Origin of the sequence: Streptomyces qaidamensis, from assembly GCF_001611795.1 — a bacterium.
Taxonomy (GTDB): Bacteria; Actinomycetota; Actinomycetes; order Streptomycetales; family Streptomycetaceae; genus Streptomyces; species Streptomyces qaidamensis.
This window is the reverse complement of the sequence record NZ_CP015098.1, coordinates 3,345,084-3,363,314: the sequence shown is the minus strand read 5'-3', so window position 1 is coordinate 3,363,314 and position 18,231 is coordinate 3,345,084. Positions and strand designations below refer to the sequence as shown.

Here is an 18,231-nt window from a genome sequence, read left to right as displayed (position 1 = left end):
TGAAGGGACATGCTTGTGAGAGATGGCCGTGTGAGACAGCACCGCAGAACGCTCCGCCTGCTCGGTTCCCTGCTGCTGGTCGCGATGACCGCCTCGGTGACCGGGGCCGCTCCCGCACCGGCGGCATCGCCCACCCCGCTCGACCGGGTGATCCCCGCGCCCGCCTCGGTCGCCCCGGGCGGGTCCCCGTACCGGATCACCCGCGGCACCCACATCCGCGTCGACGGATCCCGGGAGACCCGGCGCGTCGGCGAGTACCTCGCGAAGATCCTGCGCCCCTCGACCGGCTACCACCTCCCCGTCACCGCCCAAGGCGCCGGGGGCATCCGACTGCGCCTGGCCGAGGGCCCGTTCGGCGTAGAGGGCTACCGGCTCGACAGCGGCCGCCACGGCGTCACCATCACCGCCGCCCGGCCCGCCGGCCTCTTCCACGGCGTGCAGACACTGCGCCAGCTCCTCCCCGCGGCCGTCGAGAAGGACTCCGTCCGGCCCGGCCCGTGGCTGGTCGCGGGCGGCACGATCAAGGACACCCCGCGCTACGGCTGGCGCGGCGCGATGCTCGACGTCTCCCGGCACTTCTTCACCGTCGACCAGGTCAAGCGCTACATCGACCAGCTGGCCCTCTACAAGATCAACAAGCTGCATCTGCACCTCAGCGACGACCAGGGCTGGCGCATCGCGATCGACTCCTGGCCGCGCCTGGCCACCCACGGCGGTTCCACGGAGGTCGGCGGCGGCCCCGGCGGCTTCTACACCAAGGCCGACTACAAGGAGATCGTGCGGTACGCCGCCTCCCGCTACCTGGAGGTCGTGCCCGAGATCGACATGCCCGGCCACACCAACGCGGCGCTGGCTTCGTACGCCGACCTGAACTGCGACGGCGTCGCACCGCCGCTCTACACCGGCACCGAGGTCGGCTTCAGCTCGCTGTGCGTCGGCAAGGAGATCACGTACGACTTCGTGGACGACGTGATCCGGGAACTCGCCGCGCTCACGCCGGGCAGGTACCTCCACATCGGGGGCGACGAGGCGCACTCCACCAGCCATGAGGACTACGTGAAGTTCATGGACCGGGTGCAGCCGATCGTCGCGAAGTACGGCAAGACGGTGGTGGGCTGGCACCAGTTGACCGGGGCGGCCCCGGCGCCCGGCGCTCTCGCGCAGTACTGGGGGCTCGACGGCACCAGCGCCGAGGAGAAGGAGCGGGTCGCGAAGGCCGCGCAGAACGGGACGGGAGTGATCCTGTCCCCGGCCGACCGGGTGTATCTCGACATGAAGTACACCAAGGACACGCCGCTGGGGCTCTCCTGGGCCGGGTACGTCGAGGTGCAGCGGTCGTACGACTGGGATCCCGGTGCCTATCTGCCAGGGGTGTCGGGCGGGGCCGTGAAGGGTGTCGAGGCGCCGATGTGGTCGGAGACGCTCGAGAACTCCGGGCACATTGAGTTCATGGCGTTCCCACGGTTGCCCGGTGTCGCCGAATTGGGGTGGTCGTCGGCGGCTTCGCATGACTGGGAGCGGTACAAGGGGCGGCTTGCTGCGCAGGCTGAGCGGTGGGACGCCCTGGGGATCGACTACTACAGGTCGCCCCAAGTGCCGTGGGGCTCCGCCGGGCGGTGAATCGTCTGCTGGTGCGTGGGGGCTGGTCGCGCAGTTCCCCGCGCCCCTGAGAGGTGCGCAGTTCCCCGCGCCCCTGTATCGACGGGCACCCCGGAGGACCGTACTCCGGGGTGCCCGTCCGCTCGGGGTGGTCAGAGGTCCGCTATGGGGTTCCTCAGGGTGCCCACCAGTTGGAGGGCGCCCGACGGGTCCGACAGGTCCACCATCTGTTCGTTGTCGCGGAGTTGGAGGCGGTTGAGGCAGGAGAGGGCGAACTCGGGGGCGAACATGTCGTACTGCTTGAACTTGTCGGCCAGTTCGGGCTTCGACTCCTGGTAGGCGCGGGTGACGTCCGCGACCGTGCGCCAGAAGTCGTCCTCCTCCAGGATGCCCTCGGTGGCGAGGTTCGCCGCGAGGAAGCGGAAGAAGCAGTCGAAGACGTCCGTGAAGATCGACAGGAGTTTCTTGTCCTCCGGGACCTCCACGCGCAGCCGCTCCACCGTCGGCGGCAGCACCGCCTCCGGGTCCATGACCGCGATCTCCTCGGCGATGTCCTTGTAGATCGCCCGCTGCACGACCCCGTCCTTCAGCACGAGGATGACGTTCTCACCGTGCGGCATGAACACCAGGTCGTAGGCGTAGAAACTGTGGAGCAGGGGCGTGAAGTACGCCTGGAGGTAGCGGTGCAGCCACTCCTTCGGGGCGAGGCCCGACTGCTCGATCAGCGCGCCCGCGACGGACGCCCCCTGGCGGTCGACATGGACCAGGGACGCCATGGTGGCCAGGGACTCGCCCTCCTCCAGGGACGGCACCGGGCTCTCCCGCCACAGCGCGGCGAGCATCTTGCGGTACGGCGAGTAGCGGTCGGTCGCCTGCTCGTACTCCAGGTGCCGGTAGCCGACGGCCGCCCGCTCCCGGATGATCGACAGGCCCGTCGACCGCAGCACCGGGTCGCCCTCGATGAGCTGGGCCAGCCAGTCGTTGATCGCCGGGGTGGCCTCCATGTAGGCGGCCGACAGACCGCGCATGAAGCCCATGTTGATGACGGACAGCGCGGTTTTGACGTAGTGCTTCTCGGGGCTGGTCCGGTTGAAGAAGGTCCGGATGGACTGCTGGGCCAGGTACTCGTCGTCGCCCTCGCCCAGGCACACCAGGTGCCTGCGGGCCACCTCGGCGGCGAAGGTGACGCTGAGCTTGTTCCACCACTGCCAGGGGTGCACCGGGATGAGCAGGTAGTCGGCCGGGTCGAGATCCTGGTCGCGCAGGACGCCGTGGAAGCGCTCGACCGTCTCCGCGCCCAGCTCCTCACGCAGGAACGACTCGTACTCGATGCCGACCCCGGCCGTGAACGCGGCCCGTGACCGGTGGGCGGCCAGCCACACCAGCCGGACCGGGCTCGCCGTCTCCGGTGCGTACGACAGGTACTCGTGGATGCCGAAGCCGAGCCGCCCGTTGTTGGCGACGAAGCAGGGGTGGCCCTCGGTCATACCGGTCTCGATGGCCTGGAAGTCACCGCGGGCGAGTTCGGCCGCCGTGATGTCCGGCTTGGTGAGCTTGTAGCAGGTGCCGGAGAGAGTGGAGGAGATCTCCTCCAGGTAGACCGGCAGGATGTCGTCGCTCAGGCCGAGGGATTTCCGCAGTTCGACGAAGAAGTCCAGTGCGGCGAGGGGGAGTTCGGAGCCGTCCCGGTGGCGGGTGATCGACTCGGCGTCCACCTGCCAGTGGTCCAGGGCCCGGCGGGCGGCCGAGAAGCGGTAGCTCGTCAGGCCGTCGTCACTGCGGACGACGTACTGTTCGCCGTCCTCCTCGGGGGTGATCAGCCGCTCGTGCGCGAATTCGGCGAGGGCTTTGCGGATCAGGAGGCGGTTGGCCCGCGCCCAGCGGTGGGGGGACAGATGCGCTACGGCGTCGGACAGGGTCATACGGCTACTCCTCGGGCGGCCAGGAACTGTGCACGCGTGCAGAAGCTCAGCAGCGCGCGCTTCTCCGGCTTGTCGATCTCACGCTCGGGCACGAAGCCGACGGCCTCGTTGAGCGCGTGTACTGCCTTGTTGCTCACGTCGGGCTCCACCACGACCCGGCGGGTGCGCGGGTCGGCGAACAGCTCGTCCATCACGGCGGTGATGACGGCCTTGGTGAAACCGTGGATCGGCCGGTCGGTCGGCGCGACCAGGAAGTGCATGCCGACGTCGCCGGGCTCCGGGTCGTACAGGCCTTCCAGCTCGACGTACCGGGGGTCGTACTTCTCCATCAGGAACGCCGGGCGGCCCTCGTGCAGGCCGAGGTAGGCGTGGTGGTGCTCGTGCGCGGCGATCCGCATGTACTCGCGCTCGACGTCCTGGAGTTTCGCGTCCTGCATCATCCAGTAGGCCGCCTTGGGGTGGGTGACCCAGGAGTGCAGCAGCCCGGCGTCCTTCAGGGGGTCGAGCGGGCGGACGGTGAGCGTTCCGATGCCGGTGGTGGCGCTCATACGGCGAACTCCTGGAACGCGATGGTCTTCTCCACCGGGTAGTACTCGCTGCCGAGCAGCTCGCGGATGATGTACGCGTTCCGGTACGGACCCATGCCCAGGTCCGGGCTGGTGATGCTGTGCGTGTGCACGCCGGCGTTCTGGAGGAAGATCCCCCGGCCGGTGACGTCGATCGCATAGTTGCGGGCGACGTCGAAGTTGCCGTGGGAGTCGTAGACCAGGCGGTCCTTGACCGGGGCGAGGAATTCCGGCTCGGCGTACTTGTAGCCGGTGGCCAGGACCAGGCCCTGGGAGTCCAGCTCGAACTCCTTGCCCTGCTCCTCCTGGCGGAAGCCGAGCGTGTACGTGCCGTTCTCGTAGCGCGCGCTGGTCAGGGCGGAGTTGGTGAGCAGCCGGGTGGGGACGGGGCCGCCGAGGTTCTTCTGGTAGAGCAGGTCGAAGATCTCGTTGATGAGGTCGCCGTCGATGCCCTTGAACAGGCCCTTCTGCTCGGCCGTGAGGCGGTAGCGGGTGGCCTCCGGCAGCTCGCGGAAGTAGTCGACGTACTCGGGGGACGTCATCTCCAGCGTGAGCTTGGTGTACTCCAGCGGGAAGAACCGCGGCGAGCGGGTCACCCAGTTCAGCCGGTAGCCGTGGACGTCGATCTCGCTGAGCAGGTCGTAGTAGATCTCGGCGGCCGACTGGCCCGAGCCGACCAGCGTGATCGAGTCCTTCTTCTGGAGCTCCGCCTTGCTGTCCAGGTAGCGGGAGTTGTGCAGGAAGTCGCCGCCCAGGCCCTGGCAGGCCTCGGGTATGTGGGGCGGGGTGCCGGTGCCGAGGACGAGGTGACGGGCCCGGTAGGTGTCGCCGGCGGTGGTTTGCACGACGTAGAGCTCGTCCTCGTACGTGACCTCGGTGACGGTCGTGCCGAAGCGGATGCTGCTCAGTTTGCCCGCGGCCCAGCGGCAGTAGTCGTCGTACTCGACACGCAGCGGGTAGAAGTTCTCGCGGATGTAGAACGAGTAGAGCCGGCCCTTCTCCTTCAGGTAGCTCAGGAAGGAGTACGGGGACGTCGGGTCGGCGAGGGTGACCAGGTCCGACATGAACGGGGTCTGGAGGTGGGCGCCGTCCAGGAACATGCCCGCGTGCCACTCGAAGTCGGGCTTGGACTCCAGGAAGACGCCGTCGAGTTCGTCGATCGGCTCGGTCAGGCAGGCCAGGCCGAGGTTGAAGGGGCCGAGCCCGATCCCCACGAAGTCATGAGTCGCAGGAAAAGGGGCCGGGTTTTCAGGACGCGCGGTCAAGGGACTCTCCCAGGTACTGCTCGGCGTGGCCGGCGATCAGATCGAGGACGGCGGCGATGTCGGACGCCTGCGTCTCGGGGTTGAGCAGGGTGAACTTCAGGTAGTGACGGCCGCCGACCTTGGTGCCCGCGACGATGGCGTCACCGGAGGCGAAGAGGGCCTTGCGGGCGTAGAGGTTGGCGCGGTCGATCTCGGCGGGGTCGGTGACGGCCGCCGGGATGTAGCGGAAGACCAGCGTGGACAGGCTCGGCTCCACGACGACGTCGAAGCGCGGGTCGGCGGCGATCAGCTTCCAGCCCTCCCGGGCCAGGTCGCACACCTCGTCGAAGAGCTGCCCGATGCCGTCGGCACCCATGGTCCGCAGGGTCATCCACAGCTTGAGGGCGTCGAAGCGGCGGGTGGTCTGCAGGGACTTGTCCACCTGGTTGGGGATGCGCTCCTCCACCATGCGGCGCGGGTTGAGGTACTCGGCGTGGTAGGTGGCGTGGCGGAGCGTGGCTGCGTCCCGCACCAGCACGGCCGAGGAACTCACCGGCTGGAAGAAGGACTTGTGGTAGTCGACGGTGACCGAGTCGGCGCGCTCGATGCCGCTGATGCGGTCCCGGTGCTTCAGGGAGGCGAGCAGACCGCAGCCGTAGGCGGCGTCGACGTGCATCCAGGTGCCGTACTGCTCGCACAGCTCGGCGATCTCGGGCAGCGGGTCGATGGAGCCGAAGTCGGTGGTGCCTGCGGTGGCGACGACGGCCATGGGGACGAGGCCGTCCTTGGCGCAGCGCTCCAGTTCGCGGGCGAGCGCGACGGTCTGCAGGCGCTTGTCGTGGTCGACGGGCAGGGAGACCACGGCGTCCTGGCCGAGGCCGAGCAGCTTCGCGGACTTCTTCACGCTGAAGTGGCTGACCTCGGAGGCGAAGATGCGCAGTTTCGCCAGGGAGTCGCTCTTCGCTTCCTCGCGGGCGAGCAGCAGCGCCTGGAGGTTGGACTGGGTGCCGCCGGAGGTGAACACGCCGTCGGCGGCCGGGCCGAGGCCGATGCGGTCGGTCGTCCAGTCGATCAGTTTCCGCTCGATGAGCGTGCCGCCGGCCGACTGGTCCCAGGTGTCGAGGGAGGAGTTGACGGCGGACAGGACGGCCTCGCCGAGCACGGCCGGGATGACGACCGGGCAGTTGAGGTGGGCCAGGTAGCGGGGGTGGTGGAAGTAGATCGCGTCCCGGAGGTAGACGTCCTCCAGTTCGTCGAGCACCGCGGTGGTGTCGTGCAGCGGCTGGTCGAGGTCGATCCCGTCGATGCGCGGGGCGAGGGCGTCGACGGTGATGCCGGTGAACGGCCGGTCGGTGGTGGCGAGTTTGGCGGCCACCCGCTCGACTCCGTCGGTCACGGAGCGGCGGTACTGCTCCGCGGTGGTGTCGTTGAGCAGGTGCGAGCGCATGTGGGGGTCCTCCGGTGGGGACGGTCCGGTGTGGGACGGGATGGGCTGGTCTCCGGCGTCCAGAACTTAGGTAAGCCTAACCTAACTTGATCGAGGCGAGGGCGGGCCTTGCCGTGACCGTGATCACTCGTGTCACCTCGGTCCCGGTGGGGCTGCGGCTATGCCTCCGCCCGCAGTTGCTCCTCGCTCACACCGCGGCGCCAGTAGCCGACGAACGTCACCCTGCGGCGGTCGATCCCGCGCTCGCGCACGAAGTGCCGGCGCAGCTCCTTCACGCACCCGGACTCGCCGGCGATCCAGACGTACGGCCGTTCGGCGGACGGCAGGTGGGCGGCGCGGAGGGCGTCGAGGGCCAGGGGAGCCCCCTCAGCGCCCCGCTCCTCCCTGACGAGCCAGGTGATCTCGGCGTCGGCCTCGGTCGTCAGGTCCTGGATGTCGTCGGCGTGCGGGACCTCCAGGAAGACCCGGGCGCGGGTGCCGGCCGGCAGTGCCTCGACGATGGCCGAGGCGGCGGGGACGGCGGTCTCGTCGCCCCAGACGACGACGAGGTCGGTGTCCTCGGGCGGTCGGAAGCGGATCGCCCGGTTGTCGGCCACGGCCGGGCCGAGCAGCAGGACCCGGTCCCCGGCGGCGGCCCGGGCGGCCCAGCGGGAGGCCGGGCCGGCCTGGACCGACGCTCCCGGCCCGATGCCGTGCAGGGCGAAGTCGATGTCGATCTCGTCGGGGTCCCGGCGCAGGCCGCGCAGGGTGTACGACCGCATCACGGCCCGTACGTCCTCCGGGAGTTCGCGCCAGCCCTGCCACCAGCCGTCCCCCAGTTCGAGCGGGACGACCGGCTCGGGCTGCCCGGGATGCGGCAGGAACAGGGACAGGGACTGGTCGTGCCCGTCGGAGTGGAAGGCGTGCAGGTCGGGTCCTCCGAAAGTGACCCGGACCAGAGACGGCCCGAGCCGCCTCGTCCGCACGACCTGAAGGGAGAAGAAGCGGAACGGCGCGGCTACGGCGGTGGTCATGGTGACTCCTGATGCATCGTCAGGGGTGAGGGGAGGCACCCGGGGGGCACGGAGCCGTGTCGGCATGCGGCTCCGCCGCGCGGGCGCGACCAGCCGCATCCGGCCCGCGCCCGCGACACCCCCTCAAGCGCCCAGCGGGGGGCGCGTCAGGAGACCTTCTTCGCGCTCTCGATCGCCTTGGCGAGGTTCTCGACCAGAGGCGTGCACTTGTCGTACGACAGGATCGGCTCCGGCGAACGCGCGATGACCTGGCCGGCCTTGACCGCGGGCAGCTTCTTCCAGGTCGCCTCGGTGATGTCGGCCGGCTGGATGGTCGAGGCGCGGTCGTCCATCATGATGACGTCGGCCGGGTACTTGTCGACGTTCTCCCAGCTGAGGTTCTCGAACCAGCCGCCGTTGGCCTCCATGGCCTTCTTCGGGGGCTCGACGAGGTTCACGCCGAGGGCCTTGAAGTACTCCAGGTCGATGGAGAAGTTGGAGCCGGAGACGTAGAAGATGGCGTCCGAGGCGGAACCGGCCAGCACCTTGATCTCGGGGCGGGACTTGGCCGCCTTGCGCAGCCGCTCGGAGGCAGCCTCGAAACGCTTCTTCGCCTCGACGACCTTCGCGTCCTTCAGGTCGGCGCCGAGCGACTCGGCGAGCTCCGCCATGCGCTGCAGCGGCTTCGGCATCTGACGGTCGAAGACCGAGAGGGCCACGCTCGGGGCGAGCTTGGCGATCTTGTCCTTGGACGCCTCCGGGACGTACCAGAGGGTGCCGGCGGCGTCGAAGGTGGTGGTGATGAGCACCTCGGGCTGGAAGGCCGCGTACTGCTCGACGTTGAACTGGTCGAACCGGTTGCCGAAGACGGTCAGCTTGCTGACGTCCATGTCGCCGGCCTGGACGTCGGCCTTGCCGTCCTTGGTCTTCGTCGGGCCGAAGACGCCCTCGACCTCGATGCCGTAGTCGTACAGGGCGGCGGCGACACCGGTGAACGCGACGATCTTCGTGGGGACCTGGTCCAGGCTCACGGTCTTGCCGCGGTCGTCCTTGAAGGACCAGGGGCCGGACTTGGCGGCGCCCTTCGCGTCCGAGCCGCCGTCCTTGGAGTCTTCACTGCCACACGCGGTCACGAGGGCGCCGATCCCGAGAGCACCACCGGCGGCGAGCAGGCCGCGGCGGGAGAAGCGGGCGGTTCTGGCGTTCGACATGACGGGGTCTGCTTTCGTGCGTACGGAGCCACTGCGGGCACGGCTGAAAGCCGCTTGGCTGAGATCAGGATTAGGTTAGCCTAACCTCAGATTGTGTCGAGGGGGGCCCTCGAGTGTGTGCCCGGGCGGAGTCCGGGGAATGCGAACGGGCGCGGTGATCCGAGTCACCGCGCCCGTGTGGCCGGGGGCCGTCGGCCCCGGGTTCGGTCCCTCAGCCGACGAGCCCCAACTCCCGGGCGATCAGCATCCGCTGGACCTCGCTCGTCCCCTCGCCGATTTCCAGGATCTTGGAGTCGCGCCACATGCGGGCGACCGGGTACTCGTTCATGAAGCCGTAGCCGCCGTGGATCTGGGTGGCCTCGCGGGCGTTGTCCACCGCGATCGTGGACGAGTGGAGCTTCGCCAGTGCCGCTTCCTTCTTGAAGGGGGCGCCGGACACCAGGCGGACCGCCGCGTCGCGCCAGGTGAGGCGGGCCGTGTGGGCCTTCATCTCCATGTCGGCGATCTTGAACTGGATGGCCTGGTTCGCGGCGATCGGCTTGCCGAAGGCCTGGCGCTCCTTGGCGTACTTGACCGACTCGTCGACGCAGCCCTGCGCCAGGCCCGTCGCCAGCGCCGCGATCGCGATGCGGCCCTCGTCGAGGATGCGCAGGAACTGGGCGTAGCCGCGGCCCTCTTCGCCCAGGAGGTTCTCCGCCGGCACGCGGACGTCCGTGAAGGACAGCTCACGGGTGTCCGAGGCGTTCCAGCCGACCTTGGAGTACGGGGCCGCGACCGTGAAACCCGGGGTGCCGGTCGGGACGATGATCGAGGAGATCCGCGGCTTGCCGTCGGCTGTGCGGCCGGTGACCGCGGTGACCGTCACCAGGCCCGTGATGTCCGTGCCCGAGTTGGTGATGAAGCACTTCGTGCCGTTGATGACCCACTCGTTCGTCGACTCGTCCAGGCGGGCCGTCGTGCGGGTCGCTCCCGCGTCGCTGCCGCCGTCGGGCTCCGTCAGACCGAACGCGCCCAGCACTTCGCCCGAGCACAGGCGGGGGAGCCACTCCTGCTTCTGCGCCTCGGTGCCGTAGAGGTGGAGCGGCATCGCGCCGAGCGAGACGCCGGCCTCCAGGGTGATCGCCACCGAGGAGTCGACCCGCGCCAGTTCCTCCAGGGCCACGCCGAGGGCCAGGTAGTCGCCGCCCATGCCGCCGTACTCCTCGGGGAACGGCAGGCCGAACAGGCCCATGCGGCCCATCTCGCGGACGATCTCGTACGGGAACTCGTGCCGCTCGTAGAAGTCGCCGATCTTCGGCGCCACCACCTCGTGTGCGAACTCCTCGACGGTGCGGCGGAGTTCCTCCAGCTCGGGGGAGAGACGGTAGTCCATGGTGATCAGTGCTCCTCGCTGTCCTCGTGGGACAGGGCTCGGACGGTGCGGGACGGGCTCGGGCGGCCCAGTTGGGCGGCCATCCAGGTGCTCGTGGCGACGAGACGGCCGAGGTCGATTCCGGTGTCGATGCCGAGGCCCCGCAGCATCCACACGAGGTCTTCGGTGGCGAGGTTTCCGGTCGCCGACTTCGCGTACGGGCAGCCGCCCAGGCCGCCCGCCGAGGCGTCGACCGTGGTGACGCCCTGCTGGAGCGCCGCGAGTGTGTTGGCGAGGGCCTGGCCGTAGGTGTCGTGGAAGTGCACGCCGAGGGCGGTGGGCGGGACGCCCGCCTCGTCCAGGGCCGCCAGGAGCGCCACCACATGGCCCGGGGTCGCCACGCCGATCGTGTCGCCCAGGCTCAGTTCGTCGCAGCCCATGTCCAGCAGGGCCCGGCAGACCTTCACCACCTGGGGGATCGGGACCGCGCCCTCCCACGGGTCGCCGAAGCACATCGAGAGGTAGCCGCGGACGTGGACCGATGCGGCCTTCGCGCGGCTCACCACCGGCTCGAACATGGCCAGGGCCTCGTCCACCGTGCGGTTGAGGTTGGCCTTGGCGAAGGACTCCGTCGCGCTGGCGAAGACCGCCACCCGCCGGGCGCCCAGCCCCAGGGCGCGGTCCAGGCCGCGCTCGTTCGGGACGAGCACCGGGAGCGCCACCGGGAGGTCGCTGACGAGAGGGAACAACTGCTCCGCGTCCGCCAGTTGGGGGACCCACTTGGGGTGGACGAAGCTCGTGGCCTCGATCGTCGTCAGGCCCGCGTCGGCCAGGCGGCGGATGAACTCCGCCTTGACCTCCGTGGGAACCGTCGCCTTCTCGTTCTGCAGGCCGTCGCGCGCACCGACCTCGTGGATGCGGACACGGGTCGGCAGATCCCTGCTCGGGACGGCCATCGGGAGCCCTGGGACTGTCATTGCGCCGCCTCCTCGTGCGGTGCGATGACCGCCAGCACCTGGTCCATGGCGACCGTGGTGCCCGGTGCCACGTCCAGCTCGGTGACCTTGCCCGCGTGCGGCGCGGAGATGACGTGCTCCATCTTCATCGCCTCCACCACCAGCAGGCTCTGACCGGCGCTCACCTCGTCGCCGACGGCGACCTTCACCACCGTCACCGTGCCGGGCATCGGCGCGGTCAGCGAGTCGGCGCCCCCGTGGGCGGCGCGGGTGAGGGACGCGGCGACCGGGTCGTGGTCGCGCACGTGCCAGGCGTCGCCGTCGCGGCCGAGCCAGTCGGCGGCGCGGTGGAACGTGTGGCGGACGCCGTCCAGGGTGACCGCAACCCGGTCGTCGGTGACCGTGGCCGTGCCGCGCGGGGTGTACTCCAGGGGCTCCTGCACCCGCAGGGGGAAGACCGGCGGCTTCGCTACGCCGCCCAGACGCCAGCCGCTCGGCACCGAGAACGGGTCCGTCCAGCCGCCCGGCTCCGGCCGCAGGGCCTCCACCCGTACGGCCGCCGCCGCCTCGTACACCTCCTCCGGTACGTCCGTGGGGACCAGGTCCTCCACCTCGCGCTCCACCAGGCCCGTGTCCATGTCGCCGGAGACGACCGCCGGGTGGGCGAGCAGGCGGCGCAGGAAACCGGCGTTCGTCTGGACGCCGAGCGTGACCGTCTCCGCCAGGGCCGCCCGGAGCTTGCGCAGGGCGGTCGCGCGGTCGGGGCCGTACGCGATGACCTTGGAGAGCATCGGGTCGTAGAGGCTGCCGACCTCCGTGCCCTCGGTGAGGCCCGAGTCGGTACGGACGCCGTCGCCCTGCGGCTCACGCAGTCTCAGCACCGTGCCGCCGGAGGGGAGGAAGCCGCGCGCCGGGTCCTCGGCGCAGATGCGGGCCTCCACGGCGTGACCGGTCAGCCGTACGTCCTGCTGGCTGAAGCCGAGGGGCTCCCCGGCCGCGACCCGCAGCTGCCACTCGACCAGGTCCAGGCCCGTGATCAGCTCCGTGACCGGGTGCTCCACCTGGAGGCGGGTGTTCATCTCCATGAAGTAGTACGACGACGGGTCGGTGCCGGGGACGATGAACTCCACCGTGCCCGCGCCCCGGTAGCCGCAGGAGCGGGCCGCCTGGACCGCCGCCTCGCCCATCGCGGAGCGCGTCTCCTCGTCGAGGAGCACGCTCGGCGCCTCCTCGATGATCTTCTGGTGGCGGCGCTGGAGGGAGCACTCGCGCTCCCCGAGGTGGACCACGTTCCCATGGCCGTCGGCCAGGACCTGGATCTCGATGTGGCGGGGGCGGTCGATCCAGCGCTCGACGAGGAGCGTGTCGTCGCCGAAGGAGGCACGGGCCTCGCGGCGGGCCGACGCGATCTCGTCCTCCAGCCGCGTCAGGTCCCGCACCAGGCGCATGCCCTTGCCGCCACCGCCCGCGCTGGGCTTGAGCAGCACGGGCGCGCCCAGCTCGCGGGCCGCCTCCGCCAGGTCCGGGTCACGCCCGCCCGGCACCACCGGCACCCCGGCCTCCTGGACCGTCTCCTTGGCGCGGATCTTGTCGCCCATCAGCGCGATCGCGTCCGCCGGAGGGCCGATGAAGACCAGGCCCGCCTCGGCGCAGGCGCGCGCGAAGGCGGCGTTCTCGGCGAGGAAGCCGTAGCCGGGGTGGACGGCCTGGGCGCCCGTGCGGGCCGCCGCCTCCAGCAGGCGCTCCACCGACAGGTAGCTCATCGACGCGGGGGCCGGGCCGATCCGCACCGCCGTGTCCGCCTCGCGGACGTGCCGGGCGTCGGCGTCCGCGTCGGAGAAGACGGCCACCGAGCGCACGCCCATCGACCGCAGCGTACGGATCACCCGTACGGCGATCTCGCCGCGGTTGGCCACCAGTACTGTCTCGAACATCGTCGTCCGTCCCCTCACATCCGGAAGACGCCGAACTGGGGGTCACCCAGGGGCGCGTTGGCGCACGCGGTCAGGGCCAGGCCCAGGACCTGACGGGTGTCCAGCGGGTCGATCACACCGTCGTCCCACAGGCGGGCCGTCGCGTAGTAGGCGTTGCCCTGGCGCTCGTACTGGGCGCGGATCGGGGCCTTGAAGGCGTCCTCGTCCTCCGCGGGCCAGGACTCGCCGCGGCCCTCCAGCTGGTCCCGCTTGACGGTCGCGAGGACCGAGGCGGCCTGCTCGCCGCCCATGACCGAGATCTTGGCGTTCGGCCACATCCACAGGAAGCGGGGGGAGTACGCCCTGCCGCACATGGAGTAATTGCCCGCGCCGTACGAGCCGCCGACCACGACCGTCAGCTTCGGTACGCGGGTGCAGGCCACCGCCGTGACCATCTTGGCGCCGTGCTTGGCGATGCCGCCCGCCTCGTAGTCCTTGCCGACCATGAAGCCGGAGATGTTCTGGAGGAAGACGAGGGGGATGCCGCGCTGGTCGCACAGCTCGATGAAGTGGGCGCCCTTCTGGGCCGACTCGGAGAACAGGATGCCGTTGTTGGCGACGATGCCCACCGGATGCCCGTGGATCCGGGCGAAGCCCGTGACCAGGGTCTGGCCGAACTCGGACTTGAATTCGGCGAAGCGGGAGCCGTCGACGACCCGGGCGATGATCTCGCGCACGTCGTAGGGGGTGCGGGAGTCGACCGGGACCGCGCCGTAGAGACCGTGCGGGTCGACCTTGGGTTCCGTCGCCTCCGTGACCTCCCAGGGGAGCGCCTGGCGCGCGGGGAGGGTGGAGACGATCGTGCGGACGATGCGCAGGGCGTGCGCGTCGTTCTCCGCGAGGTGGTCGGTGACGCCGGAGACGCGGGAGTGGACCTCGCCGCCGCCGAGTTCCTCAGCCGTGACCACCTCGCCCGTGGCCGCCTTCACCAGGGGCGGGCCGCCGAGGAAGATCGTGCCCTGGTTGCGGACGATCACCGCCTCGTCGCTCATCGCCGGGACGTACGCCCCGCCCGCCGTGCAGGAGCCCAGGACGGCGGCGATCTGGGGGATGCCGGCGCCGGACATGCGGGCCTGGTTGTAGAAGATGCGGCCGAAGTGGTCGCGGTCCGGGAAGACCTCGTCCTGCATGGGGAGGAAGGCGCCGCCGGAGTCCACCAGGTAGACACAGGGGAGGCGATTGTCGAGGGCGACCTCCTGGGCGCGGAGGTGCTTCTTGACCGTCATCGGGTAATACGTGCCGCCCTTGACCGTGGCGTCGTTGGCGATGACCACCGTCTCGCGGCCGCTGACCCGGCCGATGCCGGCGATGACGCCGGCGGCGGGGGCCTGCCCCTCGTACATCCCGTCGGCCGCGAGCGGGGCCAGCTCCAGGAACGGCGAGCCCGGGTCGAGGAGGGTGTCCACGCGGTCGCGGGGGAGCAGCTTGCCGCGCGCGGTGTGGCGGGCGCGGGCCTTCTCGCCGCCGCCCTGTGCGGCGGCGGCGAGCTTGGAGCGCAGCTCCTCGACGAGGGTGTGGTGCGCCTCCTCGTTGGCCCGAAAGGCCTCCGACGCGGGGTCTGCCGCGCTCGTGAGCTCCGGTGCCTCGTGCATCCTGCGGGTCCCCTCACCTTGTTAATGAGCGTTAACGCATTTCCTTCAGGTTAACGACCGCTAACCTCCCTGTCTAGAATTGTTCTCATGGCCACCAGAACCGACGCCTCCACCCGCCGCGAGCAGATCCTCAAGGAGGCCGCGCGGCTGTTCGCCGAGCGGGGCTTCCACGGGGTCGGAGTCGACGAGATAGGTGCCGCGGTCGGGATCAGCGGGCCCGGGCTGTACCGGCACTTCGCGGGCAAGGACGCGATGCTCGCGGAGCTGCTGGTGGGGATCAGCGGGCAGTTGCTGACCGGGGCGAAGCGGAGGCTGACGGAGGTGGACGGGGGTGGGGCGGAGCAGGTGCTCGACTCGCTGATCGAGGGGCATATCGACTTCGCGCTCGATGACCGGCCTCTGATCACCCTGCACGACCGGGAGCTGGATCGCCTGCGGGACAGTGACCGGAAGATGGTGCGGCAGCTGCAGCGGCAGTACGTGGAGCTGTGGGTGGGGGTGGTCCGGGAGGTGTACCCGGGGCTCGGGGAGCCTGCGGCCCGGTCGGCCGTGCACTCGGTGTTCGGGCTGCTGAACTCGACGCCGCATCTGGGCAGGGGCGGGTCGCTCCCCGGGCGGGGGGCTACGGCGGAGCTGCTGCACCGGATGGCCCGGGGGGCGTTCGCGGCGGCGGGGGTCTAGGGGCCTTCGCACACCCACCACCCACCCGGACCCGTCAGCCGGCAGGCTGGACTCGCCCGGGGCTCCGCCCTCGACCCGGGCGGGGGCTTCGCCCTCTGTGCCCCCGGGGGTTTCCCGCCCATCCGCCGGTAGCCGTGGGCCGGAAGACCGGCCCGCCCCGGGGCTCCGCCCCCGACCCGGGCGGGGGCTTCGCCCTCTGTGCCCCCGGGGGGTTTCCGAGGTCATCCCGCAGGTCGCGGAGCGGTATGCCATCGCCCGGTCGCCCGAAAGGTGGGGCATCTGCGGCGGTAGCAGCGGCGGCAACTGCGCCTTCACCGCCGCGCGTGGCAGCCGCTCTCGCTGAAGCGGGCTACGACTTCCGCCTTGTCCTGGGGGACGGCGGACACAGCCTCAACCACGGCGGCGTCCTGCTGCCGGACGCTCTGCGCTGGCTGTGGCGGCCCAGCGAGGATGATCGACTCTGATCCCCGGCCTCGTGCAGCGTGACGAGCGTTACCCCGCCCACCCCGGCCCCACCCTGGACGCGTCTCAATACTGGCCGGTATCTTTGGCTGAGCAAGCGCTTAGACATGCGGAGTCCTGGAGGTGGCGGCGTGCGCCGTACGGTGTTCAACGAGGATCACGAGGCGTTCCGGGAGACCCTTCGCGCCTTCATCGAGGCCGAGGTCGTACCCGTGTACGACGAGTGGTTCGCGGCGGGCCAGGCGCCCCGCGACTTCTACTACAAGCTCGGTGAGCTGGGCATCTTCGGCATCAACGTCCCCGAGGAGTTCGGCGGCGCGGGCCTGGACAGCCACAAGTTCGAGGCCGTCCTCTATGAGGAGACCGCTCGCGCGGGCGTCGCCTTCGGCGGCTCCGGCGTGCACGTGCTGCTCGCCCTGCCGTACATCAAGATGCTCGCCACCGACGAGCAGAAGAAGCGCTTCCTCCCGAAGTTCGTCAGCGGCGAGGAGATGTGGGCCATCGCGATGACGGAGCCGGGCACCGGTTCCGACCTCGCGGGCATGAAGTCCACCGCCAAGCTCAGCGAGGACGGCACCCACTACGTCCTCAACGGCGCCAAGACCTTCATCACCGGCGGCGTGCACGCCGACCGCATGATCGTCTGCGCCCGCACCTCCGCCCCGACCGCCGAGGACCGCCGCCACGGCATCTCCCTCTTCGCCGTCGACACCAAGTCCGAGGGCTACTCCGTCGGCCGCAAGCTCGACAAGCTCGGCCTGAAGACCTCCGACACCGCCGAGCTGGCGTTCGTCGACGTCAAGGTGCCCGTCGAGGACCTCCTCGGCGAGGAGAACAAGGGCTTCTACTACCTCGGCCACAACCTGGCCTCCGAGCGCTGGGGCATCGCCTTCGGCGCCTACGCCCAGGCCAAGGCCGCCATCCGGTTCGCCAAGCAGTACGTCCAGGACCGCACCGTCTTCGGCAAGACGGTCGCGTCCTTCCAGAACACCAAGTTCGAGCTGGCCGCCTGCCAGGCCGAGTTGGACGCCGCCGAGGCCGTCGCCGACCGCGCCACCGAGGCCCTGGACGCCGGCGAGCTCACCCCCGCCGAGGCCGCCTCCGCGAAGCTGTTCTGCACCGAGGTCGCCCACCGCGTCATCGACCGCTGCCTCCAGCTGCACGGCGGCTACGGCTTCATGAACGAGTACCCCATCGCCCGCCTGTACGCGGACAACCGCGTCAACCGCATCTACGGCGGCACGAGCGAGATCATGAAGTCGATCATCGCCAAGGACATGGGCCTGTAAGGCCCCCGCAATCACTGGCGTATACAACTGACTTCATGAGCCAGGCACTCCAGGATCTCCTCGATCTGCTCGACCTCGAGCCGATCGAGGAGAACATCTTCCGCGGCCAGTCCCGGTCCGCCGTGGTCCCCCGGGTCTTCGGTGGCCAGGTCGCGGCCCAGGCGCTGGTCGCCGCCGGACGGACCGTCCCGGCGGACCGGCCGCCCCACTCGCTCCACGCGTACTTCCTGCGCATGGGCGACCCCGGCGCGCCCATCGTCTACGACGTCGAGCGCATCCGCGACGGCCGCTCCTTCACCACCCGCCGGGTGGTCGCGGTCCAGCACGGCCGGCCGATCTTCTCGCTGTCCGCGTCCTTCCAGGAGCACGAGGAGGGCATGGACCACCAGACGCCCATGCCGCCCGCCCCGGACCCGGCGGCGCTGCCCACCTCGCAAGAGCGCTTCCGCGGCTACGGCCACCTCGACCCCAAGGTCGTCGAGCACTTCCTCGCCGCCCGTGAGGCCATCGACCTGCGCTACGTCGAGGAGCCGCCCTACGGGCGGTTCGGACAGCCTCGCGAGCCGCACTCCCAGGTGTGGTTCCGCACCAACGGCAAGCTCGACGGGCCCGTCGACGATGCCCTGCTGCACATCGTCCTCGCCACCTACGTCTCCGACATGACCCTGCTCGACTCGGTCCTGCTCGCGCACGGCCGCGGCGGCTGGGCGGTCGGCGACGTCGTCGGGGCCTCCCTGGACCACGCCATGTGGTTCCACCGGCCCTTCCGCGCCGACGAATGGCTGCTGTACGACCAGGAGTCCCCCTCGGCGTCCGGCGGCCGCGGCCTCGGCCAGGCCCGCATCTACACCCAGGACGGCCGGCTCGCCGTGTCGGTCATCCAGGAGGGCGTGGTGCGCGTTCCCCGCTGACCGGGATGCGTACGGCCGGCCCGACGTCCCCGTAC

At 70.3% G+C, this 18,231-nt stretch carries 15 protein-coding genes; 5 read left to right on the top strand and 10 right to left on the bottom strand.

Translation table 11 applies throughout. The annotated features are described in order from the left end of the window. Positions 1 to 30: 30 nt before the first annotated feature. Positions 31 to 1,620, top strand: a complete 1,590-nt coding sequence (locus A4E84_RS14685) for a beta-N-acetylhexosaminidase (protein ID WP_269465893.1) — start codon at positions 31 to 33, stop codon at positions 1,618 to 1,620. 131 nt (positions 1,621 to 1,751) lie between these two features. Here the strand turns inward: A4E84_RS14685 and A4E84_RS14680 are convergent, their stop codons facing one another. The 10 genes from A4E84_RS14680 to A4E84_RS14635 form a co-directional block, all read right to left on the bottom strand. Beyond that, complete coding sequence (locus A4E84_RS14680) at positions 1,752 to 3,521, bottom strand: IucA/IucC family protein (protein WP_062927007.1); 1,770 nt, start codon at positions 3,519 to 3,521, stop codon at positions 1,752 to 1,754. Continuing rightward, positions 3,518 to 4,069: a GNAT family N-acetyltransferase gene (locus tag A4E84_RS14675; protein ID WP_062927006.1), complete on the bottom strand. Its 552-nt coding sequence runs from the start codon at positions 4,067 to 4,069 to the stop codon at positions 3,518 to 3,520. Before A4E84_RS14675 ends, A4E84_RS14680 begins: the two co-directional genes overlap by 4 nt. Beyond that, positions 4,066 to 5,352, bottom strand: a complete 1,287-nt coding sequence (locus A4E84_RS14670) for a lysine N(6)-hydroxylase/L-ornithine N(5)-oxygenase family protein (protein ID WP_062927005.1) — start codon at positions 5,350 to 5,352, stop codon at positions 4,066 to 4,068. The genes A4E84_RS14675 and A4E84_RS14670 overlap by 4 nt, the downstream gene beginning before the upstream one ends. Beyond that, complete coding sequence (gene desA / locus A4E84_RS14665) at positions 5,336 to 6,778, bottom strand: lysine decarboxylase DesA (RefSeq protein WP_062927004.1); 1,443 nt, start codon at positions 6,776 to 6,778, stop codon at positions 5,336 to 5,338. Before desA ends, A4E84_RS14670 begins: the two co-directional genes overlap by 17 nt. A gap of 158 nt (positions 6,779 to 6,936) precedes the next feature. Next, entirely contained in the window at positions 6,937 to 7,791 is an 855-nt protein-coding gene (locus A4E84_RS14660) for a siderophore-interacting protein (protein ID WP_062927003.1), read from the bottom strand. Between the two features lie 146 nt (positions 7,792 to 7,937). Then, positions 7,938 to 8,981, bottom strand: coding sequence for an ABC transporter substrate-binding protein (locus A4E84_RS14655; protein ID WP_062927002.1), 1,044 nt, complete (start codon positions 8,979 to 8,981; stop codon positions 7,938 to 7,940). Between the two features lie 211 nt (positions 8,982 to 9,192). Further along, positions 9,193 to 10,353 (bottom strand): acyl-CoA dehydrogenase family protein, encoded by a 1,161-nt coding sequence (locus A4E84_RS14650; protein ID WP_062927001.1) that lies wholly within the window; start codon positions 10,351 to 10,353, stop codon positions 9,193 to 9,195. Positions 10,354 to 10,358: 5 nt separating this feature from the next. Beyond that, the gene (locus A4E84_RS14645) at positions 10,359 to 11,309 is read right to left on the bottom strand and encodes a hydroxymethylglutaryl-CoA lyase (RefSeq protein ID WP_062927000.1); all 951 of its coding nucleotides are present in this window, start codon (positions 11,307 to 11,309) and stop codon (positions 10,359 to 10,361) included. Further along, positions 11,306 to 13,222, bottom strand: a complete 1,917-nt coding sequence (locus A4E84_RS14640) for an acetyl/propionyl/methylcrotonyl-CoA carboxylase subunit alpha (protein ID WP_062926999.1) — start codon at positions 13,220 to 13,222, stop codon at positions 11,306 to 11,308. The genes A4E84_RS14645 and A4E84_RS14640 overlap by 4 nt, the downstream gene beginning before the upstream one ends. Positions 13,223 to 13,236: 14 nt before the next feature. Then, positions 13,237 to 14,853: a carboxyl transferase domain-containing protein gene (locus tag A4E84_RS14635; RefSeq protein WP_062926998.1), complete on the bottom strand. Its 1,617-nt coding sequence runs from the start codon at positions 14,851 to 14,853 to the stop codon at positions 13,237 to 13,239. A gap of 87 nt (positions 14,854 to 14,940) precedes the next feature. On the opposite strand from A4E84_RS14635, the gene A4E84_RS14630 reads away from it, so the two are divergent. The 4 genes from A4E84_RS14630 (at position 14,941) to A4E84_RS14620 (ending at position 18,196) form a co-directional block, all read left to right on the top strand. Then, positions 14,941 to 15,534, top strand: coding sequence for an SACE_7040 family transcriptional regulator (locus A4E84_RS14630; RefSeq protein WP_062926997.1), 594 nt, complete (start codon positions 14,941 to 14,943; stop codon positions 15,532 to 15,534). 323 nt (positions 15,535 to 15,857) lie between these two features. After that, on the top strand, positions 15,858 to 15,998 hold the full coding sequence (locus A4E84_RS44505) for a hypothetical protein (RefSeq protein WP_237304917.1): 141 nt from the start codon (positions 15,858 to 15,860) through the stop codon (positions 15,996 to 15,998). Between the two features lie 129 nt (positions 15,999 to 16,127). Next, complete coding sequence (locus A4E84_RS14625) at positions 16,128 to 17,285, top strand: acyl-CoA dehydrogenase family protein (RefSeq protein ID WP_062926996.1); 1,158 nt, start codon at positions 16,128 to 16,130, stop codon at positions 17,283 to 17,285. Between the two features lie 35 nt (positions 17,286 to 17,320). Next, complete coding sequence (locus tag A4E84_RS14620) at positions 17,321 to 18,196, top strand: acyl-CoA thioesterase (protein ID WP_062926995.1); 876 nt, start codon at positions 17,321 to 17,323, stop codon at positions 18,194 to 18,196. Positions 18,197 to 18,231: the final 35 nt, after the last annotated feature.

Coding starts and splice junctions, on each gene's coding strand:
- A4E84_RS14630 (WP_062926997.1), top strand. CDS start 14,941: ATGGCCACCAGAACCGACGCCTCCACCCGCCGCGAGCAGATCCTCAAG.
- A4E84_RS14635 (WP_062926998.1), bottom strand. CDS start 14,853: ATGCACGAGGCACCGGAGCTCACGAGCGCGGCAGACCCCGCGTCGGAG.
- A4E84_RS14675 (WP_062927006.1), bottom strand. CDS start 4,069: ATGAGCGCCACCACCGGCATCGGAACGCTCACCGTCCGCCCGCTCGAC.
- A4E84_RS14680 (WP_062927007.1), bottom strand. CDS start 3,521: ATGACCCTGTCCGACGCCGTAGCGCATCTGTCCCCCCACCGCTGGGCG.
- A4E84_RS14655 (WP_062927002.1), bottom strand. CDS start 8,981: ATGTCGAACGCCAGAACCGCCCGCTTCTCCCGCCGCGGCCTGCTCGCC.
- A4E84_RS14640 (WP_062926999.1), bottom strand. CDS start 13,222: ATGTTCGAGACAGTACTGGTGGCCAACCGCGGCGAGATCGCCGTACGG.
- A4E84_RS14660 (WP_062927003.1), bottom strand. CDS start 7,791: ATGACCACCGCCGTAGCCGCGCCGTTCCGCTTCTTCTCCCTTCAGGTC.
- A4E84_RS14620 (WP_062926995.1), top strand. CDS start 17,321: ATGAGCCAGGCACTCCAGGATCTCCTCGATCTGCTCGACCTCGAGCCG.
- desA (WP_062927004.1), bottom strand. CDS start 6,778: ATGCGCTCGCACCTGCTCAACGACACCACCGCGGAGCAGTACCGCCGC.
- A4E84_RS14645 (WP_062927000.1), bottom strand. CDS start 11,309: ATGACAGTCCCAGGGCTCCCGATGGCCGTCCCGAGCAGGGATCTGCCG.
- A4E84_RS14650 (WP_062927001.1), bottom strand. CDS start 10,353: ATGGACTACCGTCTCTCCCCCGAGCTGGAGGAACTCCGCCGCACCGTC.